This window comes from Romboutsia sp. LXY-2, assembly GCF_056171995.1.
Map to the genome: position 1 here is coordinate 667,890 of NZ_JBKFGI010000001.1, position 25,499 is coordinate 693,388.

Here is a 25,499-nt window from a genome sequence, read left to right on the forward strand (position 1 = left end):
AAATCTCTTATTTATTTTCTTTGTTTAACTTATCTCTTTCTTCTTTATATTCTTTAACATATTTTAAATGTTGATCATAAGTTTCACTGTAATTATTTCCACCATTCATCTTAGCAACAAAGTAAAGATAATTAGTTTTATCTGGATTTAATGTTGCTTCTATAGATTTTATTCCCGGGCTTGCTATTGGTGTTGGTGGAAGTCCTTTGTTTTTGTAACTATTGTATGGTGAATCTATTTCTAAATCAGCATAAGTTACTATTTTTTTTCTTTCTTCAAAGATATATTGTATTGTTGCATCTGACTGAAGAGGCATACCAATTTCTAATCTGTTATAAAACACACTAGCTATTGTAGGTCTATCAACATCTAAAACAGCTTCTTTTTCTACTATAGAAGCTAAATTTACAATTTGCTGAAGAGTTCTACCAGATTCTTTAACTTTTGCTTTAATCTCATCAGTATACACACTATTAAAGCCAGCCAACATTATTGTTAATACTTCTTTTTCTGAAGCTTTTTCATCTATAAAGTAAGTTTCAGGATATAAGAATCCTTCTAAAGATGTTATATCATCTGCTTTTAAGAATTCAAACTTATCATAAAACTCACTAGGTTTATTTATTAAAGCTTCATAGTTTTCTTTAGTACCTATATTGTTTTTCACAAGTATATTAATAACTTCCTTATATGTTGAACCTTCTGGAATAGTTATTTTTACACCTACATGATGAATTTTTCCAGATACTAATAAATCAACTATTTCTCCATTTGAGTATGTTTGGTTAAGTAAATATGTACCAGCTTTTATTGATGGTGCTTTTTTACTTAACTTAACGTAAACTTTAAATATATCTTTATTTTTTATCAATTTGTTTTCATAAAGTATATTTGATATAGTACTTACGCCAGATCCACTTGGAATTTCTACTATTATATCTTCTTTATTGTTTTTATCATAAGGACCTATTTGATTTGCTACAAATATACCAGCCAAAACTAGTAATATTACAGCAGTTAATCCTACAATTTTCCATTTATTTTTTTTCAGATCCATAGGGTTATCTACTCCTTGTATATATTTATATCCTTTATATTATAAATCTAAGCATAAAAATTTTCAACAATATTGTCAAAATTCGCGGTTACTCATAGCTACAATAACTTTGTCTACTGCTTAAAATTCACCGAGGATTATGATTTCAGCGTAAAAAAGCCTAACGTTATTGTTTACACGTTAGGCCTTTATTAATCAGTTTTCTAGAATTTTTTCATTTCATCTTTAGTTACAACACCATATATTAACTTCTTAGGCTCTACTTTTTCTTCAACTATGTTATATGCACCCATGAATCTTTCTATAGCAGACTCTAACTTATCTTCTTTGTTAAGATGCATCTTAGCTAATACATCGCCTTCGCTTACATAGTCTCCTACTTTCTTTTCTAAAACTATACCCGCACTTAAGTCTAGTATATCTTCTTTAGTCTCTCTACCTGCTCCTAATATCATAGCTGCAACTCCAACTTCTTCAGCTTCTATTTTACTTATATATCCATTTTTTGGAGCTTTAATTTCTACAACTTTCGAAGCTTGAGGAAGTAATGAATAATCATCAACTATTCTCTTATCTCCACCTTGATTTTCAATGAATACTCTTAATTTATCAAGAGCTGCACCTGAAGATATGGCTTCTCTTATTTTTTCAATCCCCTCTTCAAATGTAGCACAAGTTTTAGCTAATACTAGCATATATGCTCCTAGAGTCTCACAAAGTAATACAAAGTCTTTTGGTCCATTTCCTTTTAACGTTTCTATAGCTTCTATTACTTCTAAAGAGTTACCTACCGCAAATCCTAGTGGCTCATCCATATCAGTAATCATACCTATAGTTTCTCTATTCATTCCATTACCTATATCAACCATTTCCTTTGCAAGTGCAAATGAATCATCTAAAGTCTTCATAAATGCTCCATCACCAGTTTTAACATCTAGTAATATTGCATTTGCCCCTGAAGCAAGTTTTTTACACATGATACTAGCAGCAATTAAAGATATATTATCCACTGTAGCTGTAACATCTCTTAAAGCATACATCTTTTTATCCGCAACTGCTATTGTTGCAGTTTGACCACATACTGCTATTTTATGTTCATTCACTGAATCAATAAATTTCTTAGCTTCCATTTCTATCGAGAAACCTGGTATGGCTTCTAGCTTATCTAATGTCCCCCCTGTATGTCCCAGGCCTCTCCCTGACATCTTTGCTACCGGAGCACCGCATGCCGCTACAAGAGGCGCTAGAGCTATTGTAGTTTTATCTCCTACTCCACCTGTACTGTGCTTATCAACTTTTATACCATCTATTTGTGATAAATCTATAACATCCCCAGAATGCATCATTGCTTCAGTAAGATATACAGTCTCTTGTTTGTTCATTTTATTTAAATATATAGCCATAAGTAATGCAGACGCTTGATAATCAGGTATCTCACCTTTAGAATATTTTTCAACAAAGAAATCTATTTCAGCTTTAGTTAACTCATGGTTATCTCTCTTCTTCTTTATAATATCGTACATTCTCATATGCACATTCTCCTATTCTTTTACCATTTTATTTAAATTTAATAAGGGGCATCCCAGCATGTTAGAATTTTGGAGTTAGGTCAAGATAAGAACCATAAATATATTTATAGCCTTACCTTTACCAACGAAAAAATTCGAACCTGAGATAACCCCATTTAATTTAATAGTTATATTTTCTTTACTACAGCTTTAACTAAACTCAAGAATTCAGCTTTTACTTTTTGAGTAGTTTCTATAACTTCTTCATGATCTAATGGTTGATCAAGTATTCCTGCTGCCATATTTGTTATGCAAGATATACCTATAACATCCATCTTAGAGTGAGAAGCAACTATTACTTCTGGTGCAGTAGACATACCAACTGCATCTGCTCCTAAAATTTGAGCCATCTTTACTTCTGATGGCGTTTCGTAAGTTGGACCACTGAAGAATGCGTAAACACCTTCTTTTATATCTATGTTTAATTCTTTTGCACACTCTTTTACTAAGTCAACGTATTTTGGAGTGTAAGCTTTTGACATATCTGGGAATCTAGGTCCAAATCTTTCATCATTAGCTCCTATTAATGGGCTATTACCACTTAAGTTTATATGGTCTCTTATTGCCATTAAATCTCCTGGCTTAAAGCTTGTATTACTTCCACCAGCAGCATTAGTAACAACTATCGTATCCACTCCTAAAGCTTTCATAACTCTTACTGGGAAAGTTATTTCTCTTTGAGAGTATCCTTCATAGTAGTGGAATCTACCTTGCATAGCCACAACTTCTTTTCCTTCTAAAGTTCCTATTACTAAGCAACCTGCATGTCCTTCTACAGTCGAAACTGGGAAGTTTGGTATATCATTATATTTTATTTTAACCGGATTTTCTATTTCATCAGCTAATACTCCTAGTCCTGAACCTAATATTAATCCTACCTTAGGTTTTACAGTACTTTTTGAGCTTATAAAAGCTGCACTTTCTTGTACTTTTTCAAACATGTTATCCATATCGTTGTCCTCCAATTTATTTCATTATGTCTTGTTTAAAGCTTGTTCCATGTTTTGGTAAAGAAACATTTAATAAATCATTTACTGTAGCTCCTATATCTGCAAAGCTATTTCTTATACCTAAATTGAAACCTTCTTTTATTTGCTTTCCATATACTAGTACTGGTATATACTCTCTAGTATGATCTGTACCTTCATAAGTTGGATCATTACCATGGTCAGCATTTATTATAAGGATATCTTCATCTCTCATATTTTCTATTATTTCAGGTAATCTAGTATCAAACTCTTCTAATGCTTCTTTATATCCTAAAGTATCTCTTCTATGACCGTATTTTGAGTCGAAATCAACTAAATTTGTGAAGATTAATCCATTATTATCTTGCTTCATATAATTTATAGTTTGGTCAACACCATCCATATTATCTTTAGTATGAATAGCTTCTGTTATACCTTGTCCATTAAATATATCTTCTATTTTTCCTACACCTATAACATCAAGGTTACTTTCCTTTATCATATCTAATACTGTAGGTTCAAATGGGTTTAATGAATAGTCTCTTCTGTTAGAAGTTCTAGAGAATTGACCTACACCGCTACCTACATAAGGTCTTGCTATTATTCTAGCAACAGCATTATCACCCATCATTATTTCTCTTGCAATTTCACACATTTTGTATAATTCATCAAGTGGTATTATTTCTTCATGAGCAGCTATTTGGAATACACTGTCTGCTGATGTATAAACTATTACATCTCCAGTTTTCATTTGGTGTTCACCATATTCATCAAGTATAGCTGTTCCTGATGCTGGTTTGTTACCAACTACTTTTCTACCTGTTCTTTTTTCAAATTCATCTATTATTTCTTTAGGAAATCCATTGGCAAATGTTTTGAATGGAGTTTCTACAAGTACTCCTGTCATCTCCCAATGTCCTGTCGTTGTATCTTTTCCTTGAGATACTTCAGCACATTTACCAAATGCACCTATAGGACTTTCTATACTATCTATAAAGTCTGCCTCATCTATATTTCCAATACCTAATTTTCTTAAGTTAGGTATTTTTATATCACCATGAGCCTTTACTATGTTACCTAATGTATTTACACCTTTGTCACCAAACTTTTCACTATCTGGTAATGCTCCTATCCCCACACTATCAATTATCATCCATATAACTCTGTTCATTTTAATGTCCTCCTGTGTTAGATTATTTTCTTGGGTGCTTTTCTATTATTTCTTTTCTCACATTTTTATCTATGTGATTTAAATACCCTTGTAAGCTTGATAAATTTGCATTTCCTAATATCTTACTAACAACAGCAATATTTGCTCCTTTTTTAAGAAGATGTATCGCAAATGAATGTCTAAGCATACTTGGATTTATATTTTTATTTATATTAGCAGATTTTGCGTATTTCTTAATTATTTTCCAAAGCCCTTGCCTTGTAAACCTTTGCCCTAGAGAGCTTACAAAAAGTGCATTTTCTCCTTTTAATATTAAGTCCGGTCTACCTTCCTTAATATATTTTTCTAAGTAAATTTTTGTTATTTCCGATAAAGGTATTACCCTTGGATTTTTTTCACTGTTACAATATAAGTAATCTAGGTCTAAATCCACATCTTCTAAATTCATATCTACAAGTTCAGATACTCTCATGCCTGTACCATATAAAACTTCAAAGATTGCCTTATCTCTTATCAACTTGGCGCTATCCATCTTAGAAAAGTTTAGAAGTGATTCTATTTCCTCTTCTGTTAGTATATCCAATTCGTGTTGTTTAATCTTTGGTTTTCTTATATGTTTTGCAGGATTATTATCATTTATATGATTCAAAAATAAATAATCATGAAAAGATTTTATAGAAGATATCATCCTAGATACTGTTGAAACTGAAACATTAGCCTTTTCAAGTTCAATAATATAACTAATGATATCATTTTCTACTACATCACTTAATTTTGTACCCTTAGATTCTAGGTAATCTGTATATTTTTTTATATCAATAAAATATGATGATATAGTATTTTGTGATAATTTTTTTTTATCTTTAATATAGTCTATGTATTCCTTTATGACCTCCATAGTAAAACTCCTTTATCTGACTAGGAACTTAATAATATTAATACCTACTGTATTTAATAACAATTGTAACGCTACTGTAATAGCACTTACAATTACCCCATTTAATAAATATCTCCTACCTAAGAATAGTATATTCTCTTTATTTGATTTTTTCAACGAAGAAATCATTTCCCTTATATAATTAAGAGAAATTATTATAAGTATTATTGCACCAGGGATTATTATAATGTTCTTAAGTAATATTATTAATATCATTTTAATGCTCTTAAATTTTAATGCTAATATACAGCTATTTATAGTATAGCCGATTGATAAACCTTTTAATATAAAAATTATAGCAACTGCAGGAACTGTTACAATCAATAAACTAAATATGGATATTAAAGCCATAAAGCCTACATCTGTTTTTAAGTTTGATATTATCGCATCTTTAGAAGCAACACTTGAACTATAATAATCTACAGCCGGACTAATATTGTTTAATATATCATTTTGACTGAAAGTCCATATCTTGTTTAAATATGCACCAATAGCTACACATATCACAAATGCTAGCCCAATAATTATTATTTGGTTGTTAATCTTTTCAACATTCTTTTTTCTATAAGTTTTTCTCAAATTTATAACCTCCCCTTGTCCCTTACAAAATATTATGTAAGATAAGGGGAGGTTATGCCTTTTATATTAAATCTTTTGTTAACAATAATCCTATAGATGTCTTACCATCTTCAATTTCATTTTTAAGGACCATATTATAAGCTTCTTCAAAATCTACAATATAAGGATCTAGATTTTCTCCAGATTCTAATTGACTTTCACCAGGTGTAAGCCCTGTAGCTAAATATATGTATATTTTTTCATTTGAAAATCCTGCAGAAGTATAAAACTTATGTATCAATTTAATATTTTCCGCAGTATATCCTGTTTCTTCTTTAAGTTCTCTAATTGCACAATCTCTAGGATTTTCTCCTATTTCTAGTTTACCAGCTGGAATCTCCCATATTATTTTTTCTATAGGTTTTCTAAATTGCTTAACTAATACTACTTTATTATCATCAGTTAATGCAACTATTCCAACTGCCCCACCATGTTCAACTATTTCTCTTTTTCTGTAGCCTTGTTGTGGAATTTCTACAGTGTCTACCTTTAAGCTAATTACCCTTCCAGTATAGACCCTATCGCTACTAATAGTTTTCTCTTCTACTACCATCACAAACCTCCACCAAGTAATATGCAGCTGCACTAGCCGCTTCAAAAAATTCTTTATCTTGTTCGAAATTTCTGCCCATGCTTCTAACTTTCAAACCAAAATAATCTAAATCTTCTTTTGCATTGTTGTTTTTAATATATACAATATTATGTTTATCTACAAGTTTATTATCTTTTAGTTGTTTGTCTATGATATTTAATTTTTCTTCTTCATATGTTGTTACTGGTATTGTTACATCTACATTTACTATATCCTTAAGTACTGTGATGCTGTGATGAGATATTCCATAATGTCTCTCTCTTTTATCAGCAAAACTTAGTCTTGGTATAGCTATTGGGTTACCAGAAAGCTTCTTGACAGCATCAAGTATTGGTCCTTGTTCTATCCCTGTGAAACCATATTTAGTTCCTGTTCCGGCAATACCAGGTCCCATACTTACAAATACTGCATCCGCTTTTAATATTTCCTTTGCTGTAATTAATGCAGTGTAAATGTTTATACACTCATAATCTCCTCCAAAGGCATTTCCTATTGTTATTGTATAATCTATAAGTCCTTTATTTTTTAAGGTATCTACATTTTTACTTAAGTATATAGGAAGCGCTGCTCCATCAGTCATTATATAGACTAACTTTTTATTTGGATTATTTCTTTTATATGATGCAACAAAAGGAGTTAACATACTATGTAGTGTTCCAACCACTACAGGCATATTTTCTAAGCTTTCAAAGTCATCAATTATTTTATGATATTTACTTTCATGATCTTCTACTGAATTAACTTTCACCTGGAATGGTGTATATCTTAATTTCATAATATGTCCACCAGGAGTTAAATCAGACTCTCTATTGTTTAAATTAGCTATAACAAAATGATATCCACCTGTTCCTAAGCTTAATTCTACGGCTGTAGTGTTTAATATTACTTCATCACCAATATTAACTTCTCCAACCATCTTAGTATAATTATATGCTCTTTGAATATCTCCATTAACTTCTACTCTTATATCATCTAATCCTTCACTTTGGTCAATTATCTCTACTACTCTTCCTACTCTTTTACTTATCATAAAGCTTACCTTCCTAATTTATCTATGTAGTTTAAGAATTTATTCTTTTCTATTATCTTAGTTAATGAGTATTTTTCAGTTATTAGATGTATTAATATTAAAAATGCTAACCATAATAATCTAACTTTTAATGAGTATCCAAGTACTACTAGAATACCTATTGATATTCCAAGTACGTTAGATCCTGTATCTCCCATCATAGCTTTTGCTTTTAAGTCGTGACTAAAATAAGCCAGTACATTTGGTACAATTAATAGTGGAAGTGCCTTTACATATCCTACTAAAGTTAGGAATAATGTAGTCACGATAAGTAAATAAGCTTTTATGGCTCTTCCTGGTCTTAAGTCTAATAAATTCATTAGATTCGTTGATAATGCTATTATTAATGTGTTTATTACTATGTCAATTACATTTTTAGAGATTGCTATAGATATAATTACACCTACAAAACCTCCAAATAGTGCTTTAAATCCTCCAGTTGTAAGGTCACCTTTAAGTAGACTTTTAAAGTGACCTTTAAGGCCACTAACATCTCTATTACCTATAATATCATCCAGTACTCCAGCAAAGAACATTGATATCATACCAAATATATATATGAATAAGTATAATAAGTTTTGTGCCTCATTAGTAAAGTATGCTAGTATTATTCCATTTATTATCATCATCGGTAAAAATACCATTCCCATACTTACCGGAATCATGTCTTTTTTGTAATTTGGTCTAATCACATTACTGTTTACTAGAAGGTTTTTAAAATATGGAATTATAGCATAAGTTCCAAAAAGCCCAACTAGTAGTAAAATAGTATACAGATAGAATTCCTTCACTAAATACTACCTCCATTCTTTCTTTTTCTGACCTAACACTTTTCTTATGTGGTAGTATTGCTTTCCTCTATGGATAAATCCTTTTAAATCTCTTCCAGTTTCACTGTGAGTCATATTTACTAAAACTTCTTTTATTGTATAACCATATTTTAGTATATCAATAGTCATACCAACTTCTACACCATATCCAAATGGAATTTCATCAAATTTTTCTAAAACTTCTTTTTTAAATATTCTTTGCCCTGATAATGTAGCATCAAGTTCTACACCTGTCATTTCGTGTACAGATTCTTTTGCTAGTCTTTTTACAAATCCTAAGCCACCTTTTTTCTTAGCAGGTGGGAACTTTGCAATAACAACATCCGCTTCATTATTTATTACCGGAGTTATTAGTTTCGCCACTTCACTTGAAGAACTTCCTAAGTCTCCATCTAAGAAGCCTATAATATCTGCATTTTTCATAGCAATATCTAAGCCATAGTTTAAGGCAAATCCTTTACCTTTATTTTTTTCTAATTTATATACTTTTATTTTATCACTTTCAACAACTTTTGCTATTTCTGTTGTTTTATCTTTAGATCCATCATCTACTACTATTATTTCATTTATAGTTTCTATGTTTTTGATGCTTTCTAATGTATCTTTTATTTTATTTTCTTCATTATAAGCCGGTATTATCACACTAACGTAAGGATTCATTTTAGTCTCTCCTTTATTATTTCTTGTATGGCATTAAACTATCAGCAGTTTCTAATCTTCCGTAGTTACCATATACTTTGATGTTTTCAAGTTCTAATACTAAAGATACTTTTCCAACGCCTTCATCAATATTATCTATTGTTGATATTTTCTCTTCTTTGAATAAATTAATGTATGAGAATTTAACATTTGTATGTTGTACACCAACTACATATTTATTATTTTCTTTTAACTTAGGAATTAATGTTTTATCAAGCTTTTGAATTACTTCTTCTCTATCCTTACTTTCACTTCCGCCTGTTACTACGACAGAGTCATACTTTGCATAATTATCACTTAGTGAGTTTATAGCAATTATTCCTGCATCTTGTAAGTCTATTATTTTATCTTTATTTCCTTCAGCACTTAGTGCTTCTACAATAAAGTTCATTAATTCTTCACTGCTTTTTATTTCAGCTCCTAGATTAGTTGATAACTCTTCATACTTAGCTTCATCTAATAAACTATCTTTTATTACTATATCAAATGCCACGCTTGCATTTGCTTTAGTTAAAGTTTCACTTATTTCACTATTATAGTTATTATTTTCATTTGTTGATATTATACCTACACTTCTTTCAGGTAAAACACCTACTATTATTTTATCAGTATTTTGATTTATAAATTCTATTGCCTCATCATATTCTTCTGTCAGTTTTCCTAAAGAATCTTCTAACTTATCATTAGTTTTCTTTAATTCTTCAAATCTTTTATCTAAATCACTTATTACAACAGCTTGTTGTTTACTAAGTTCTTGGTCATAGTTTAGGTTAAAACCTACTATTATACCTATTCCTAGAGCAATAAATATAGCACCTATAGTGACTATATAGTATTTCATATTTATATGCATGTTTCTCCTCCTATAATTACATCTGTAATAACAATCTAAACTTTAACTGCATTAGATGTACAAATTGTTGAACGCTTGGTGATAAGTATGCAAGTATTAATACTGGGAATAAAGCAGTCGCTATTAATGCCCATACATATTTTATCTTAAGCTTACTTCTATAAAGTAAGTTAACTCCTTTTGCGTCTATTAACTTTGAACCAATTTTTAATCTAACTAGGAATGTAGAAGCCATTCCTTTTCTTCCTTTTTCTAAGAAGTCTATCATATTTGAATGTGTTCCAAGGGCAACTATAAGCTCTGCTTTGTACTCATAGGCAATAAGCATAGCTATATCTTCACTAGTTCCTGGTGCTGGAAATACTATAGCATCTAATCCTAAATCTTGTACTCTTTTAAGACCTGGTGCTCTACCATCAGTATAAGCGTGAACTATTATTTCATTTGCTTTTTTAAGTGCTTCATCACTAACACTATCCATATCTCCAACTATTACATCTGGCGTATATCCAAACTCTAATAAGGCATCCGCTCCACCATCTACACCGACTAATATTGGTTTCATTTCTTCTATGTAAGATAAAATTGTACTTAAATCTTCTTTATAGTCTTGTCCTCTAACTACAATAAGTACATGCCTATTTTTATACTGTGTTTTAACATGAGGTATTTCGACCTCTCCCAATATAAATCCTTTTTCTTTTTTAGCATATTCTATTGTGTTATCTATAAATCTATCTAACTCAACTGCTAGATTTTCATAGGCCTTCTTTAATCTAGCTGATACTTCAATTTTATCTAATACATCACCTTGACCTATAAGTTGTCCGTCCCTGTATATCTTTCCATCTACAACTTCAATTGTTTGATTCTCTTTTAATTCATTAAATAATTCTTCTCCAACATTATCTATGATTAATATGTTTTTCTCAGTTAAAATTCCTGGACCTTTATTTGGGTACCTTCCACTTATAGAAGGTGCAGCATTTATTACTAGCTTTATCTTACCTTCTACCAATGAGTTAGCGGCAACTTCATCAATATCTATATGATTGATGACTGCTATTTCTCCACCTGTAAGTCTTTTACAAAGCCTTTTAGTTTTTCTATCGACCTTAATAGGGGCTTCGACTCTCATATTAAAAACCTCCGATATCTTTTTTAAAACAAATAACATTATAGCATTATTTGACAACAAAAGAAATAATTTAAGTTTCTTTTGCTTTTTGATTATTACTATTTTCTTACAATAACTTAATTAATCAACTTAAAAAAATTATATTTTCCACTAAACTTATAGTAAATTAATAAGCTTATCTTTATCATTTAGCTCTGGATTTCCTATTACTGCTTCTAATAAGTAATTAAGTTTTTCCCCTACTTCTTTTCCTTTATATCCCAATGTCGTAAGTATCTGCCCATTAATTTTTAAATCTTTAATAGTATAACATTCCTTATTATTTTCAATTTTTGATATTTCATTAATACAATTATCTATTAAGGCATTTTTTTCTTTTAAGTCACTATTATTGATTTTTACTCCTAAATAGTAATTATTATACATTTTTTTCAAATTTAATATTTTCTCTAGCTTTTCACTACCTAATTTACTTAATATATATTTAATTGCTACCTTATCAGATGGTATATCTTTATACATATATTCAACAAAAGTATTTGCATCATTTGATACTTTTTTAGGATATATTAAAGTATTTACAATGTTCTTAGACATAATATATTCAGTGTAGTATTTACTTTTATCTTTTTGATCTATATAATTAACTTCATTAAAACTTAAAATATACTCCAACATAGCTAATCTTTCTTCTATATTATGACTACATTTTTTTAATATAGTTAAGTTTTTCTCAATTTCATCTACACTATTATTTTTATAATTATACACACCAATACTTTGTAGTATATTGGTTTGTAACAATAGTGTTATTTTTATAGGATTGTTACTAAGTAATATTTTAGTAAACTCATCTGTTATTCTTTCCTTGCTTATATTTTTTATAATTTTAGCATTTTTATATATACTGTCTAATGTTTTATTTTCTATCTTAAATCCAAGTTTACTACTAAACCTTATCGCTCTTACAATTCTTAAACCATCTTCATTAAATCTTTCATCAGGGTTTCCAACAGTCTTTACAATTTTATTTTTAATATCTTTTATTCCTTCAAATCTATCTACTAATCCTATTTTATCATTATAAGCTATTGCATTTATAGTAAAATCTCTTCTCTTTAAATCATCTACTATATTAGATGTAAAATCTACAGTTTTAGGTCTTCTATTGTTTTCATATTCACCTTCAAGTCTATATGTAGTTATTTCGTAAACTTCTTTGTCTATTATAACTCCTACAGTACCGTGCTTTATTCCATTATCTATAATTTTAAAATTACTAAATATCCTTTTTATTTCCTCCGGTTTAGCATTTGTAGTTATATCATAGTCATGTGGTTTTACTCCTAATATGCTATCTCTTACACATCCTCCCACTATAAATGCTTCATAACCTTCATCGTATATTTCATCAATTATAAATTGTACTTGTTCGGGTAAATATATTCTCATGTAGTCATCTCCTTATTTTATTTGTGTCTAATATTACTATTATCACAAAAAATAAAGCCTTCTAGTCTATAGAAGGCTCTTTTTATTATATTGATTTATTTTACCATGCTGTGTTCTAATCTTAATTTATCAGCAATCATTGCTATAAACTCTGAGTTTGTTGGTTTCCCTTTAGTATTGTGAACTGTATATCCAAATAATTGGTTTATAGTATCAACTTTACCTCTGCTCCAAGCAACTTCTATAGCATGTCTTATAGCTCTTTCAACTCTACTCGGAGTAGTGTTGAACTTTTTAGCTATACTTGGATATAATTCTTTTGTTACAGCTCCCAATAGCTCAACATTTTCTATAACCATTTTTATAGCTTCTCTTAGATATAAGTATCCTTTTATATGCGCAGGAACACCTATTTCATGTATTATGTTAGTTATTTCTGTTTCTATATTACCAACATTTTTAACGAAGTCAGTTGTTCTAGTCATTTGTATATCTGCATGAGTTCTTGGCTTTTGTTCTATATGAGTTGGTCTATTTGATACTAACTCTCTTATTCTATTTATGAATATCACAAAATCAAAAGGTTTAACTATATAGTAGTCTGCTCCTAAGTTTATTGCACTTTGAGTTATTTTATCTTGACCAACTGCTGATAATACTATGATTTTTGGCATCTTCGGCAAATTCATAGCATTTAATTTTTCTATTACCCCTAAGCCATCTAAGTGAGGCATTATAACATCTAACACTAAAAGATCCGGTTGAGTCTTTTTAACTAAATCTAAAGCTTCTATTCCGTCTTTAGCTATCCCTAATATCTCTATGTCATTTTCATTCGATAAGTATTCCTTTAGCACCTGACAAAAATCTTTGTTATCATCCGCTAATACTATTTTAATTTTTTCGTTCACTAAAATTCCCCCCATAATAAAACATTTTCTTTAAAATATTTTTCTTTTATTTTTTTATATAGAAAAACTTATATTTTTTACTCTAATAGCTTATTCGACACTGTAAAATTATATTCCTTCATAAGTTTTAAAAATTTAATGTCATATTTTTTATTCTAACATTTCATCTATAAAAATACCATATCCTTTTTTAGGATTATTCTTGAAAACATGAGTAATTGCACCAATTATCTTATTATTTTGTATAATAGGGGCACCACTCATACCTTGAATTATTCCACCAGTATATTCAATCATTTTTTTATCCGTTACTTCTATTATCATGTTTTTACCGGTTTTTTCATCAGTTTTAATGTCCCTAATCATAATCTCATATGACTCTATATCACCCTTAGAGTCTTCAAATAATATCATAGCTTGCCCTAATTCTACTTCATTAGATTTTGCTACTTCAATTAATTGCACTTCTTCATATTTTTCACTGTCTAATTTTCCGCTAATTCCAAATTTAGAATTGTTTACAAAGCTTCCTATGGAATCGCTAGTTTTAAATTCTCCCTTTATTTTACCATGATTACTGTCACTTGCCTTAGTAATCCCAATATTTATAGGGTCGTATATATTTCCTTCTTTTATTTTAAGTAGTTCATTTGTGTCTACATCTGTAATAGCATGTCCAATTGCTTTAAATTGTTTTAAATTAGGGTCGTAAAAAGTTGCTGTTCCTATTCCTGATATTTTGTCTCTAACCCAAATTCCAAGCTTATATTGTCCATTTATCTCTTTTAATTTTATATTTTCTATTTTATACTCTCCATCTCTTTCAAAGGTCACCTTTATTTCATCGTTTTTTGTTTTTTCTAATATATTTGTAATATCTTCACTATTATTAATTTTAGTGTCATTTACCGCTGTTATATTGTCACCTATCTGAAGGCCTCCTATATACTCTACATTATCCTCTTCATAACCAACTATCAAAACACCATCAGTATTCGCCTTAACACCTATAATATTGCCTAAAGGGTATACATAGTTTTTTGAAGAACTTTCATTAAAAACTTCAACTGATGAATTTTTATTTTCATTTAATAGTATATTAATGCTTAATATAAAACAGAGTATTGCTACATAAAAATATAGTTTATTATTCTTTAACTTATCTTTCATTTTCGCTTCTCCCTAATTTAACTGAATTATGTATTTATAATTCCAATTAAAGATGGAAATTATGCACATATTTATTAAATAAAGGATATTATTTGCCAACATAATTAACCCCAAAACCTTTATTAATAATTGTTAGATTTCGGGGTATTTATATCTTATTATTTTTTACATTTATTATTAATGTAACTTAAATATTATCGCTAAGATTCAAATTACTTTTATAGAAATTAATTACTTCATTTATATACACATTAAATATTTCATCTCGCTCAAAATAAATCTCATGCTTAGCTTCTTTAAATATTCTAATTTTACAGTTTTTAGCACTTCTTACAAATTTATTTTGTCCTTCAGCCTTAACAAATGTATCCTTTCCCGACTGGAATAAAATAACTGGTATTTCAACCTTACTTGCATTTGCCTTCTTAACTATATTTTTTGTAGCCTTTAAACCTTCTTTTAGCCATCTAAATGATGCACCTGAAGTTTGAAGGCATTCATTTTTAAGTTGTTTATTGAAATAGGTATTATATCTTACTTCACTACTAGTTCCTGAGATCGTTAAGTTAGGTTTTGCATTAAATGGCCCATGACCTAATACATATTCATCTCCCTTCCCAAAAATACAAGCAAGGTTAGCTACTATATTAGATATTATTTTGGGATATTTACCAGTATCTATCTCTAACATAGGAGAATTTAGTATTGCTGCATCAAAATAACCATTATATTTTTCTAAAAACAAACTACCTATCGCTCCCCCCATAGAATGTGCAAATAAATTAAATTTATTATTATTCTTATTTAGTAATACTACTTTATCTAAAAAAGCTTTTAAATCCTCAACATAATAATCAAATTTTTCAACATTAATTTGTCCCTTATTTTTTCCAAGCTTCGTTGATTTTCCATGTCCTCTATGATCTAGGGCATATACCGAAAAATCATTTTCGTTAAATATTTTTATAAGTTCCTTATACTTTTCAACTGATTCACAAAATCCATGCGAAATTACTATAGCTGCTTTACCGTTATTTACTTCATATTTTCTATAATATATTTGAGCATTTTCTTTGCCTAGAAAATAACCATCTTCATAAGTTAAACTTTGTTTATCTTTTATATCTTCCATATTACACTTCTTTCCTTTTTTATTTAGTCTCTATTTTACTAAACCAAATTTGTATACTGTCTTTTGTAAATATTTATCTTCTTTATTTAAAATAGAATCCTCTATAAAGCACATATCTCTACCAATAGGTGGAGCCTGCGTCTCAAAACATATCCCAAAACGCCTTTGAGTCTTTTTATCATTATATAAAATCTCATCGTCAGGGAAGTTCATACTATATATTACCACACTCTTTTGATTTGTTGTTATAGTCATATTTCTTTTAGATATTTTATCTTCCATATATATACTTTTACTGTTATCTAATAAAAATGGGTGGTCATAACCACACCCTATTTTTATTTGTTCATGATTTGCATCTATTTCATCACCTATGCACTTTAAATATCTAAAGTCAAAAGGAGTATTTTCCACGTCTAAAGTTTTACCAGTTGGAATACAAGTATCATCTATCTCCGCTAAATAACTACTATCTAGCTTCATGTATTGCTCAGTCACAGGTCTTTTTAAATTTCCACTTAAGTTAAAATAGCTATGATTAGTCATATTTACTAATGTTGTTTTATCACTTTTAGCTTCATAAGTTTCTTCTATTATATATTCTTTATAAATTTTAAAAGTAACTACTACATCTAAGTTACCCGGGTAGTTTTCTTCTCCATCATAGCACTTTGAAGATAAAATCAACTCTATATTATCATTATTTTCTAATACTTCTACATCCCAAATTTTACTACTTAAACCTACATTTCCACCATGACCTTGATGAACACCATAATTATTATTTAAATTGTATTCAAACCCATCTATTATTACTTTACCTTCACATATTCTACCTGAAGTTCTCCCTATTATAGCTCCAAAGTATGACGGATTATTATAATAACTTTCTATATTTTTGTAACCTGCTACTATATTTTCTAATTTATTATCTTTATCTGGAGTTATTATTTTTGTTATAATTCCACCCAAATTAAGAATTTCCACTTCAAACCCATTAAAAGCTCTGACATTATGTAAAACTATTTCTTGACCTTCTATACTTCCCACCACAATTTTAGTATATTTCATATTATCCCTCTTCCTTAAATTTCATATAAAAATCACTTGTATCTAAATTTTCCCGCTTACTCATCAAGAGTAGCGGGAATAATATCTGTAATAAAATACAAGTCTATATATTTTATAAAGTTTCTATATAATTTTTAATATTGTCCATATATCTGTTCATTGCAGATTTACCTTCGTCATCCCACTTAAATACTCCACAATGTTCTAATACTTTTGCAAATATATTTCCAACTTCTATTTCTAATATTTCATCTATATTACTTTCATTCAAATCAGCGTACTTTCCTTTTAAAACATTAAACCAATCTAAGTGAACCTTTAGATTTTCATCTTCTTTTACTAAATTCACTTTATTTTCATCTAATAAACATTCTTTTATTTGAGCTAATTCGTCTTTAAGTCTCGATGGTAAAACTGCAAGACCTAATACTTCTATAAGCCCTATATTTTCTTTCTTTATGTGATGAAGTTCTTTATGTGGATGGAATATTCCATCTGGATGTTCATCATTAGTTCTATTATTTCTTAATACTAAATCTAGCTCAAATTTTTCTCCTCTTCTTCTAGCTATAGGAGTTATTGTGTTGTGAGGAGTTTCATCTGTAAATGCATGTACACCTACTAAACTATCTGAGTACCCTCTCCAATGAACTAAAATTTTATCAGCTAATTCACTTATTTTAGCTCTGTCATCTCCATTTAATCTAACAACAGTTAAAGGCCATTTCACTATAGATAATTTAATATTCTCATATCCTTTTATTTCAAAGTTAAATACATCTTCAGCTCTTTCCATAGCAAACTCGTATCTTCCACCTTGGTAATGGTCATGAGTAAGTATCGATCCTCCAACAATTGGTAAGTCAGCATTCGATCCTATAAAGTAATGAGGAAATCTTTCCACAAACTCTAAGTTTCTATCAAAAGTATTTTTATTTATAACCATAGGAACATGTTCACTTGAGAATATTATACAATGCTCATTATAGTATGAATATGGAGAGTACTGAAGATTCCATTCTTCATTATTAAGTTCAAATGGTACTATTCTTAAGTTTTGTCTAGCTGGATGATTTACTCTTCCTGCATATCCAACATTTTCTTTACAAAGTAGACACAGTGGATAAGACGCAGACTTCATATTTCTTGCAGCTGCTATCGCTTTAGGATCCTTTTCTGGCTTTGATAAGTTTATTGTTATATCTATTTCACCATACTCAGTTTCTGCCTTCCAAGTAATATTTTGTGCTATCCTACTACTTCTTACATAGTCACATGATTTACTTAAATCATATAAATAATCAGTTGCACTAATTTTATCTTCTTTATATTTGCTTCTAAACTCCCTTATTACCTCAGATGGTCTAGGCATAAGCAAGTTCATTATTTTTGTATCCAATAAATCTCTATAAACAGGAGTATTATATTCTAGCATTCCCATTTCATATGCATAATTTAATAAATTATCTAATATAGAAGTAGGATTTTCTAAATCCTCATTTTCAACCTCATCAACTATATATTCATCTAATTTAAATAATTCAATAAGGGAATTTCTTATATAAGTAATATCCTCTACCTTAAATAATTTCTTCTTTAACCCGTAATTAACTAACCTTTCAAACTCTCTATATATACTCATCTATTATGTCTCCTCCATTAATAATTAAGGTTGGTGCAAAAAATCCGATACTTACGAATTTTTTGCTCCAACCTTTTTATTTTTCAAATCCGTTCGGGTGACCTTGGTGCCAATTCCAAGCTGAAGATATCATAGCTTCAACATTTTCAAACTGAGGTTCCCATCCTAACTCTCTTCTTGCCTTATCTGAAGCTGCAACAAGTTTAGCCGGATCCCCTGCTCTTCTCTCACAAATTTTAGCTGGTATTGAATGCCCCGTAACTTTTCTTGCTGCATCAATCATTTCTTTTACTGTAAATCCATTTCCACTTCCTAAATTGTATATATTACTATCTGAACCTTCTCTTAGCTTGTGAACTGCTAGTATATGAGCATCTGCTAAATCTATAACATGTATATAATCTCTTATACAAGTTCCATCATGAGTATCATAGTCATCACCAAATATTGATATAAATTCTCTTTTACCTAATGGTACCTGTAGAATTAATGGTATTAAGTGTGTTTCAGGGTTATGATCTTCACCTATTTTTCCGCTTTCATGAGCTCCTGCTACATTAAAATATCTTAAAGATATATACTTAACTCCATGTGCAATATCTGCCCACTTCATCATTTTTTCCATCGCCAACTTAGTTTCGCCATAAGCATTAGTTGGATCTGTTGGATCACTTTCTAGTATCGGTATATTTTTAGGTTCTCCATAAGTAGCTGCGGTTGAAGAGAATACTATTTTCTTAACATCATACTTTATCATAATCTTTAAAAGCACTTCTGTTCCATGTACATTATTGTTGTAATATTTTAATGGGTTAGTCATACTTTCTCCAACTAAGGAATTAGCTGCAAAGTGTATAACTTCATCTATTTTATTTTCTGCAAATACTTTATCTAATTCTACTTCACTTCTTATATCTACATTATAAAACTTCGCCTTAGGATGAATCGCATCTTTATGACCTGTTTCTAAGCTGTCTACTATTATAACTTCTTCACCTTTATCTATAAGTTGTCTTACTGCATGACTTCCTATATATCCTGCACCACCACAAACTAAAATCATAATATTATCCTCCTAAAATTATATTTCTCTTGTTCCATCCCCTATGTTTGCAACATAAAAATCTGCATCATATCCAATTATTTCCCTATATCCATTTCCTACAGTATTTATAAAGTCGTCTCCCATGCTTTTTTTAACTATAGATACTGTACATCCACCAAAACCTGCTCCAGTCATCCTTGCACCTATCGTACCTTCATGTTTCCATGCTAATTCAACTAGTATATCTAACTCTTCTCCTGTAACTTCATAATCATCTCTAAGTGATATATGAGAGTCATTCATAAGTTTTCCAAAAGTTTTTATATCATTATTTTCTAAAGCTTTTACTGCCTTTAATGTTCTTTGATTTTCGTAAACCGCATGTTTTGCTCTCTTTACTCTTAACTCATCTTTTATTAAGTGTTTGTTGTTTTCAAATTCTTCTTCAGTAAGTTCACCTAAAGAATTTATTTTCAATTCTGTTTGAAGCTCTTTTAGTGAAGTTTCACATTCAGTTCTTCTTTCATTATATTTAGAATCTGCAAGGCCTCTTCTCTTATTAGTGTTAGCTATTATTATTACCTCGTCTTTCAAATCTACTTTGCTGTATGAGTAGTTTAAATTGTTGCAATCTAATAATATTGCACTATCTTCTTTGCCCATTCCTATAGCAAATTGATCCATTATTCCACAGTTAACACCTACAAACTTATTTTCAGCTTCTTGGCAGTATTTTACTAAATCAACTCTATCTATATTAAAGTCAAATAAATCATTTGCCATGACAGCCATTAATAATTCTAAAGATGCAGATGAAGATAATCCTGCTCCATTTGGAATATTTCCAAATACCACCATATCAAATCCACACTCAACATTGTATCCATATTTTCTTAATACATCTATAACACCCTTTGGATAATTAGCCCAATCATGTTTTTCATCGTGTATTAATTCATCTATATTAAAAGTTATTACTCCTAAATCTTTAAAGTTATCAGAGTACATTCTAACAGTTTTATCATTTCTTAAAGATATTGCTCCGTACGTCCCAAAGCTTAGTGCACATGGAAATACATTTCCACCATTATAATCTGTATGTTCCCCTATTAAGTTAACTCTTCCAGGTGAAAAGAAAACTCTTAAGTTATCATTTTTTCCGTAAATCTCAGTAAATATTTTTACTATATTACTTTTCATTTTTTACCTCCCCATGTAACTCTTATTATCATAATATTATATTAACATAGAAGAAACTACGTCGCAATAACGTTTTCTTTATTTTAGTAAAAAAAATATATTTTTACTTATTTTTTTACTTGCCCCACTGCAATGTTGCTATTTTTTTACTACAATATTAATTTAATATTTATCTTAACTATACAAACAGTAAAATTTTATCCCATAATAAAAGCCACACTACATTTTAACCCTGTAGTATAGCTTATAATATCTTTTATTATTCTATTGATATATTCCATGAACCATTTATTTTATACTCTCGCCCTAGTACTTTTATATACAATTTATCGGCTTGCGGATACGGAAGCTTAAACGTCCATAGTATTCCATCTTCTGTCAATCCACCACTAAGACCTCCTTCAAACCAACCTTCAGCTTCTGTTGAAATACTTTCTCCAGCCGGTACTACAACACAGTTTGTTATTTGTATTTTTTCTTTATCATTATTTAAAAATTGAAGTTCAATGTTATACATTTCATCTTCTCTTAGCACACTTATTATTTTTACATTTTTATTACTATCTTTTACAATATCATTTTTAACTTCTAACTCTATTTCTTTATTAATTTCTACTTCTTCATTATTTGGTGGTATTGGTAACTCAACAATTTGACTACTATTTTCATCTTTATATAGAAAAGTTGTTATTTCAGGTATATTAATAGAAAAAGGTCTTTGTAGTCCCCCTATATCAAATGTAAATTTATTTTCTATACCATCTACATTTTGAACAATATTGCCATTTACAACTTTACTATTTGAATCCCTTAAAGTTATAAGCCCTTCTTTTTCTCTTTCTAAGTTTGATGAAGTAGGATATGGAAACTTTCCAAAGTGAGCATACATATCATATTCATCCAAATCACTTAATAGTGTTACATCCAATCTATTCCCTTCTTCCTCTACGACAGCTGTAACACTAATATTTTTATTTGTTGACGTTGGGCCTAGTTGACTATTCTCTTTTATAGTTTTAGCTTCTATTAACTTACAATTAAATTCTACCATTTCTTTATTATCTAAAACAATTTTAAACACTAAGTTATCATTACTGTATTTTTTATTATATTTGAAAAAATAAGTACCACTCCAAGAAACATTAGCTCCTGAATATTGAGTTTTACTGACACTCGATGAGTCACTTTTTATTTTTTTATTATTAATAGTAATCATTCCTTGTTCCTCTGGCAATTTACCATTACCTTCTACGCTTACCATAATTGATTTCGCTTCTGTATCATAGTATATTTCTCTAACAGTTATTATTCTATTTCCTATTTTATTTGTGACAGGCTTCTCTAAACAGTAAATTATACTATCTGTAGTTATAGTTGACCCTAAACTAGGTATATAAGTATAAATCACATCCTTTGTAGCTTTTACAGCTATAGGCATAACTAACAATAAAATACCTATAGACGCTACCATTACTATCTTTTTGGATTTTTTAGATCTATTATTTATAGTTTTTAAAGTTTCATCGATACCATTACTTATTTTTACTGGTACAACAATATCATCATTTTTATCTAATATATCTTTTATTTCTTTATCTAATTTATTATCCATACTACAACACCTCCTCATTAATATTAAGCATGTCTTTTAACTTATTTCTCGCTCTTGATAGCCTTGATTTTATCGTACCTTCAGGTATATTTAAACTTTCAGAAATATCTTTTACACTCATATCTTGGTAATAATATAAGATTACCAACACTTTTAAATCGCCCTCTAGATTTTCCACACTATCCTTTATTTCTAGCTTCTGTAAATCATCATTATCATCATCTACTTGAAATGTGATCACTATTTCTATCTTCTTATTTTTCTGAAGCAATGCATTACATTGATTTATAAGTATCTTTATTAGCCAAGTTTTAAAATACTCGTCATTTTTAAGTTTACGTATATTAATATAAGCCTTAAGTATAGTTTCTTGTATGCAGTCTAGTGCATCATCATCATTTTTAGTTATTGCAATTGCAACTCTATATAAGTCTTTCTCATAATTTTTTATTAAATTAGTAAAAGCTAAATCATTACCTTTTTTAGCTTTTTTTACAAGTTTTATGTTATCCATTTAACTCTCACCCCTCCTATCTATTCCTATTCTATTACATTAGATAGTTTTTCTACCAGATTTGGTTCTCTAAACTTTTTATTATTTATAATTTAAAATCAGATTCTCTACTAATACAGTATTTTTTGATAAATTATTAAATTTAAATTTTATATAAAAAAACATCGTGATGCACTTAAATGATCACGATGTTTTCACTATCATATATTTTATTAAATATTATCTACTATTAAAGCATCATAAGGCTTTAATACTAAGTTGTTTAGTTTTTGTGTTTTATCACTGTGGTTCATTACAAAGTATTTTGTCTCACCATCAACATATCTTTTTATTATTTCGACACCTTTTGGCGATTTTATAGTTTCTATATTTCTTTCCTCTAATATTCTATCTGCTAGCTTATCCATTATGTTCTCGTCTACTCCACAACCAATATAATAAACATTACCGTCTTTATAATTATTAACTGTTATGGCAGCTAATTCTTCAAAGAATTCATCTTCATAAGTAAATAAAGTTTTTGCTGAAATAGTTCTTAGTAAATCTCTAAATACTGTTCCTGTTCCACTTATACCTTTAAATTCTTCTACTCCATTTAATTTTATATTTTGATTTCCTTGGAAGGACTCTATCTCCTCAACATATCCTCCAACAAAATCAGTAAAGTTAGTAGGGTTAAATTCATTTAAAGTCAAGTTATTGTAATAATCTTTTACACTATTCCTAAAACTTAGTACTACAGTTTTTCCCGCTTTAACAAATTCTCTTATTCTATCTTGAACATCTTTCTTATAAACTATCATCACAGGAACTAATAATACTTCATACTCATCAAAAGTTGCATAAGATGGTATAACATCTATGTTTACATTATTTTCAAAAAATGGTCTATATACTCTAAATACTTCTTGTTTATAATCAAATAAGAAACTTTGTCTTTGTATTCTAAAAGATGCCATAGATTCATAATCATAAACCACTGCAACCTTAGCATCTACTTTCGACTCAACTAATTCTTTATTAGCTTTCATTTCATTAAAGAAACTTTGAACTTCATAGAATTTTCTTCTTTTAGTATTATCTTGATCTAATATTCCATAGCAGTATTGTTCCGCACCTTTAGTTGCTCCTCTATATCTAAAATACATAAGTGAGTTACATCCATGAGCCATACCTTGATATGACCACATTTTAGCTTGTTTTGGTCTTGGAAGATAACCTATTACATCATGCCCTTGAGCCCCCATTATAGCTTCTGTAATCCAGAAGTTTTGTTTTTTAGCACCTCTCATAAAGTCAAGACCACATGCTATCTCATGTGGAGGTATTGGATCAGACTGACCACCCCATACCGGATAATTATTGTAAGCTACTATATCTATATGCTTTGCGACCTTCGAAAAATCATAGCTCTTATCAAAGAATCCACCAGAAAAATCATGTAGCACTATTGATTCTTCACCTAATATTTCTTTTAATATATCTGCTTGTAGCTTTGCATATTTTTCTATACTTACCGATCTAAATCTTTCCCACTCCATTCTTAAACTTGGATTGTGAGTAGTTATAGTTTTTACAGGTACAGGTATTTCATCAAACTTGTTGTATGTTTGAGACCAGAATATTGTCCCCCAAGTTTCATTCAACTTATTTATATCATTATCATACTGTTCTTTTAAATATCTTATAAATGCTCTTTGGCAGTTTTCACAGTAACATATGTCACTCCCCTCATGACCAAACTCATTATCTATTTGCCATGCCACTATTTCTTTTTCATTTTTATAATGATTAGCTAATTCTCTTATTATTTTTATAGAATAAGATATATAGTTCTCACTGTTAAAACAATATTGTCTTCTTCCCCCAAAGGCTCTCTTTCTTCCATCTTCAAATTCAGATAGAACATCTGGATGTTTTTTTGCCAACCAAGCAGGCATTGTTGCTGTTGGTGTCCCAAATATAACTTTTAAGTTCTTTTCTTTAGCTTTTTCTATCACTCTGTCAAAGTAAGAGAAATTATAATCACCTTCTGCACTTTCCATCATATGCCAAGCAAATTCACCTATTCTTATTACGTTAGACCCAAGCTCTATTATATTGTCTAAGTCTACATCTATCATATTACTATCCCAATGTTCCGGATAATAATCTACACCTAAATACATTTCCACCCCCCCCTTGAATATTTATCCTTAATTAATAATATTAGATATCGTTTTCTTTGTAAATATATCTAGTAAATTTTAA

The 25,499-nt window shown here is 29.3% G+C and carries 23 protein-coding genes; all 23 read right to left on the reverse strand.

Annotated elements, in window-relative coordinates; all coding sequences use genetic code 11:
* Window positions 1-7: 7 nt before the first annotated feature.
* Window positions 8-1,057 (reverse strand): endolytic transglycosylase MltG, encoded by a 1,050-nt coding sequence (gene mltG / locus ACI48P_RS03175; RefSeq protein WP_475213387.1) that lies wholly within the window; start codon window positions 1,055-1,057, stop codon window positions 8-10.
* 203 nt (window positions 1,058-1,260) lie between these two features.
* A complete protein-coding gene (locus ACI48P_RS03180) occupies window positions 1,261-2,586 on the reverse strand; it encodes a pyrimidine-nucleoside phosphorylase (RefSeq protein WP_475213389.1) in 1,326 nt (441 codons plus the stop codon).
* A 167-nt stretch (window positions 2,587-2,753) separates the two neighbouring features.
* The gene (locus ACI48P_RS03185; protein WP_475214136.1) at window positions 2,754-3,566 is read right to left on the reverse strand and encodes a purine-nucleoside phosphorylase; all 813 of its coding nucleotides are present in this window, start codon (window positions 3,564-3,566) and stop codon (window positions 2,754-2,756) included.
* A gap of 25 nt (window positions 3,567-3,591) precedes the next feature.
* The gene (locus ACI48P_RS03190; RefSeq protein ID WP_475213391.1) at window positions 3,592-4,764 is read right to left on the reverse strand and encodes a phosphopentomutase; all 1,173 of its coding nucleotides are present in this window, start codon (window positions 4,762-4,764) and stop codon (window positions 3,592-3,594) included.
* 22 nt (window positions 4,765-4,786) lie between these two features.
* Window positions 4,787-5,662 (reverse strand): tyrosine-type recombinase/integrase, encoded by an 876-nt coding sequence (locus ACI48P_RS03195; RefSeq protein ID WP_475213393.1) that lies wholly within the window; start codon window positions 5,660-5,662, stop codon window positions 4,787-4,789.
* 12 nt (window positions 5,663-5,674) lie between these two features.
* The gene (locus ACI48P_RS03200) at window positions 5,675-6,280 is read right to left on the reverse strand and encodes a stage II sporulation protein M (protein WP_475213394.1); all 606 of its coding nucleotides are present in this window, start codon (window positions 6,278-6,280) and stop codon (window positions 5,675-5,677) included.
* Between the two features lie 61 nt (window positions 6,281-6,341).
* On the reverse strand, window positions 6,342-6,872 hold the full coding sequence (locus ACI48P_RS03205; protein ID WP_475213396.1) for an NUDIX hydrolase: 531 nt from the start codon (window positions 6,870-6,872) through the stop codon (window positions 6,342-6,344).
* Window positions 6,847-7,941 (reverse strand): DUF3866 family protein, encoded by a 1,095-nt coding sequence (locus tag ACI48P_RS03210; protein WP_475213398.1) that lies wholly within the window; start codon window positions 7,939-7,941, stop codon window positions 6,847-6,849. The genes ACI48P_RS03205 and ACI48P_RS03210 overlap by 26 nt, the downstream gene beginning before the upstream one ends.
* Before the next feature lie 5 nt (window positions 7,942-7,946).
* Complete coding sequence (locus tag ACI48P_RS03215) at window positions 7,947-8,771, reverse strand: glycosyl transferase (protein WP_475213400.1); 825 nt, start codon at window positions 8,769-8,771, stop codon at window positions 7,947-7,949.
* 6 nt (window positions 8,772-8,777) lie between these two features.
* Complete coding sequence (locus ACI48P_RS03220; RefSeq protein WP_475213402.1) at window positions 8,778-9,470, reverse strand: glycosyltransferase family 2 protein; 693 nt, start codon at window positions 9,468-9,470, stop codon at window positions 8,778-8,780.
* Between the two features lie 16 nt (window positions 9,471-9,486).
* On the reverse strand, window positions 9,487-10,362 hold the full coding sequence (locus ACI48P_RS03225) for a copper transporter (protein ID WP_475213404.1): 876 nt from the start codon (window positions 10,360-10,362) through the stop codon (window positions 9,487-9,489).
* Between the two features lie 16 nt (window positions 10,363-10,378).
* Window positions 10,379-11,500, reverse strand: a complete 1,122-nt coding sequence (steA, locus tag ACI48P_RS03230; protein ID WP_475213405.1) for a putative cytokinetic ring protein SteA — start codon at window positions 11,498-11,500, stop codon at window positions 10,379-10,381.
* Window positions 11,501-11,656: 156 nt separating this feature from the next.
* Window positions 11,657-12,952, reverse strand: a complete 1,296-nt coding sequence (locus ACI48P_RS03235; RefSeq protein WP_475213407.1) for a CCA tRNA nucleotidyltransferase — start codon at window positions 12,950-12,952, stop codon at window positions 11,657-11,659.
* A 95-nt stretch (window positions 12,953-13,047) separates the two neighbouring features.
* Window positions 13,048-13,878, reverse strand: a complete 831-nt coding sequence (spo0A, locus tag ACI48P_RS03240) for a sporulation transcription factor Spo0A (RefSeq protein ID WP_475213409.1) — start codon at window positions 13,876-13,878, stop codon at window positions 13,048-13,050.
* Between the two features lie 135 nt (window positions 13,879-14,013).
* Window positions 14,014-15,033 (reverse strand): SpoIVB peptidase S55 domain-containing protein, encoded by a 1,020-nt coding sequence (locus ACI48P_RS03245; RefSeq protein WP_475213411.1) that lies wholly within the window; start codon window positions 15,031-15,033, stop codon window positions 14,014-14,016.
* A 187-nt stretch (window positions 15,034-15,220) separates the two neighbouring features.
* Window positions 15,221-16,165: an alpha/beta fold hydrolase gene (locus ACI48P_RS03250; protein WP_475213413.1), complete on the reverse strand. Its 945-nt coding sequence runs from the start codon at window positions 16,163-16,165 to the stop codon at window positions 15,221-15,223.
* 30 nt (window positions 16,166-16,195) lie between these two features.
* A complete protein-coding gene (locus ACI48P_RS03255; protein WP_475213415.1) occupies window positions 16,196-17,236 on the reverse strand; it encodes an aldose epimerase family protein in 1,041 nt (346 codons plus the stop codon).
* A gap of 112 nt (window positions 17,237-17,348) precedes the next feature.
* The gene (gene galT / locus ACI48P_RS03260) at window positions 17,349-18,878 is read right to left on the reverse strand and encodes a UDP-glucose--hexose-1-phosphate uridylyltransferase (protein ID WP_475213417.1); all 1,530 of its coding nucleotides are present in this window, start codon (window positions 18,876-18,878) and stop codon (window positions 17,349-17,351) included.
* Window positions 18,879-18,954: 76 nt separating this feature from the next.
* Complete coding sequence (gene galE / locus ACI48P_RS03265) at window positions 18,955-19,941, reverse strand: UDP-glucose 4-epimerase GalE (RefSeq protein WP_475213419.1); 987 nt, start codon at window positions 19,939-19,941, stop codon at window positions 18,955-18,957.
* Between the two features lie 18 nt (window positions 19,942-19,959).
* Window positions 19,960-21,123, reverse strand: a complete 1,164-nt coding sequence (locus ACI48P_RS03270) for a galactokinase (RefSeq protein WP_475213421.1) — start codon at window positions 21,121-21,123, stop codon at window positions 19,960-19,962.
* A 259-nt stretch (window positions 21,124-21,382) separates the two neighbouring features.
* On the reverse strand, window positions 21,383-22,735 hold the full coding sequence (locus tag ACI48P_RS03275; protein WP_475213423.1) for a hypothetical protein: 1,353 nt from the start codon (window positions 22,733-22,735) through the stop codon (window positions 21,383-21,385).
* A 1-nt stretch (window position 22,736) separates the two neighbouring features.
* Window positions 22,737-23,249, reverse strand: a complete 513-nt coding sequence (locus tag ACI48P_RS03280) for a sigma-70 family RNA polymerase sigma factor (RefSeq protein WP_475213425.1) — start codon at window positions 23,247-23,249, stop codon at window positions 22,737-22,739.
* Window positions 23,250-23,461: 212 nt separating this feature from the next.
* Window positions 23,462-25,417 carry a beta-galactosidase gene (locus tag ACI48P_RS03285; protein ID WP_475213427.1) on the reverse strand — a complete coding sequence of 652 codons (1,956 nt, stop codon included), beginning with the start codon at window positions 25,415-25,417 and terminating at the stop codon, window positions 23,462-23,464.
* Between the last annotated feature and the right edge of the window lie 82 nt (window positions 25,418-25,499).

Bases quoted from the DNA above. Each gene is read 5' to 3' on its own strand.
- ACI48P_RS03185 (WP_475214136.1), bottom strand. From the start codon at position 3,566: ATGTTTGAAAAAGTACAAGAAAGTGCAGCTTTTATAAGCTCAAAAAGT.
- ACI48P_RS03270 (WP_475213421.1), bottom strand. From the start codon at position 21,123: ATGAAAAGTAATATAGTAAAAATATTTACTGAGATTTACGGAAAAAAT.
- ACI48P_RS03220 (WP_475213402.1), bottom strand. From the start codon at position 9,470: ATGAATCCTTACGTTAGTGTGATAATACCGGCTTATAATGAAGAAAAT.
- mltG (WP_475213387.1), bottom strand. From the start codon at position 1,057: ATGGATCTGAAAAAAAATAAATGGAAAATTGTAGGATTAACTGCTGTA.
- ACI48P_RS03235 (WP_475213407.1), bottom strand. From the start codon at position 12,952: ATGAGAATATATTTACCCGAACAAGTACAATTTATAATTGATGAAATA.
- ACI48P_RS03280 (WP_475213425.1), bottom strand. From the start codon at position 23,249: ATGGATAACATAAAACTTGTAAAAAAAGCTAAAAAAGGTAATGATTTA.
- steA (WP_475213405.1), bottom strand. From the start codon at position 11,500: ATGAGAGTCGAAGCCCCTATTAAGGTCGATAGAAAAACTAAAAGGCTT.
- ACI48P_RS03245 (WP_475213411.1), bottom strand. From the start codon at position 15,033: ATGAAAGATAAGTTAAAGAATAATAAACTATATTTTTATGTAGCAATA.
- ACI48P_RS03195 (WP_475213393.1), bottom strand. From the start codon at position 5,662: ATGGAGGTCATAAAGGAATACATAGACTATATTAAAGATAAAAAAAAA.
- ACI48P_RS03285 (WP_475213427.1), bottom strand. From the start codon at position 25,417: ATGTATTTAGGTGTAGATTATTATCCGGAACATTGGGATAGTAATATG.
- ACI48P_RS03250 (WP_475213413.1), bottom strand. From the start codon at position 16,165: ATGGAAGATATAAAAGATAAACAAAGTTTAACTTATGAAGATGGTTAT.
- ACI48P_RS03225 (WP_475213404.1), bottom strand. From the start codon at position 10,362: ATGCATATAAATATGAAATACTATATAGTCACTATAGGTGCTATATTT.
- ACI48P_RS03205 (WP_475213396.1), bottom strand. From the start codon at position 6,872: ATGGTAGTAGAAGAGAAAACTATTAGTAGCGATAGGGTCTATACTGGA.
- galT (WP_475213417.1), bottom strand. From the start codon at position 18,878: ATGAGTATATATAGAGAGTTTGAAAGGTTAGTTAATTACGGGTTAAAG.
- galE (WP_475213419.1), bottom strand. From the start codon at position 19,941: ATGATTTTAGTTTGTGGTGGTGCAGGATATATAGGAAGTCATGCAGTA.
- ACI48P_RS03190 (WP_475213391.1), bottom strand. From the start codon at position 4,764: ATGAACAGAGTTATATGGATGATAATTGATAGTGTGGGGATAGGAGCA.
- spo0A (WP_475213409.1), bottom strand. From the start codon at position 13,878: ATGGGGGGAATTTTAGTGAACGAAAAAATTAAAATAGTATTAGCGGAT.
- ACI48P_RS03210 (WP_475213398.1), bottom strand. From the start codon at position 7,941: ATGATAAGTAAAAGAGTAGGAAGAGTAGTAGAGATAATTGACCAAAGT.
- ACI48P_RS03275 (WP_475213423.1), bottom strand. From the start codon at position 22,735: ATGGATAATAAATTAGATAAAGAAATAAAAGATATATTAGATAAAAAT.
- ACI48P_RS03180 (WP_475213389.1), bottom strand. From the start codon at position 2,586: ATGAGAATGTACGATATTATAAAGAAGAAGAGAGATAACCATGAGTTA.
- ACI48P_RS03255 (WP_475213415.1), bottom strand. From the start codon at position 17,236: ATGAAATATACTAAAATTGTGGTGGGAAGTATAGAAGGTCAAGAAATA.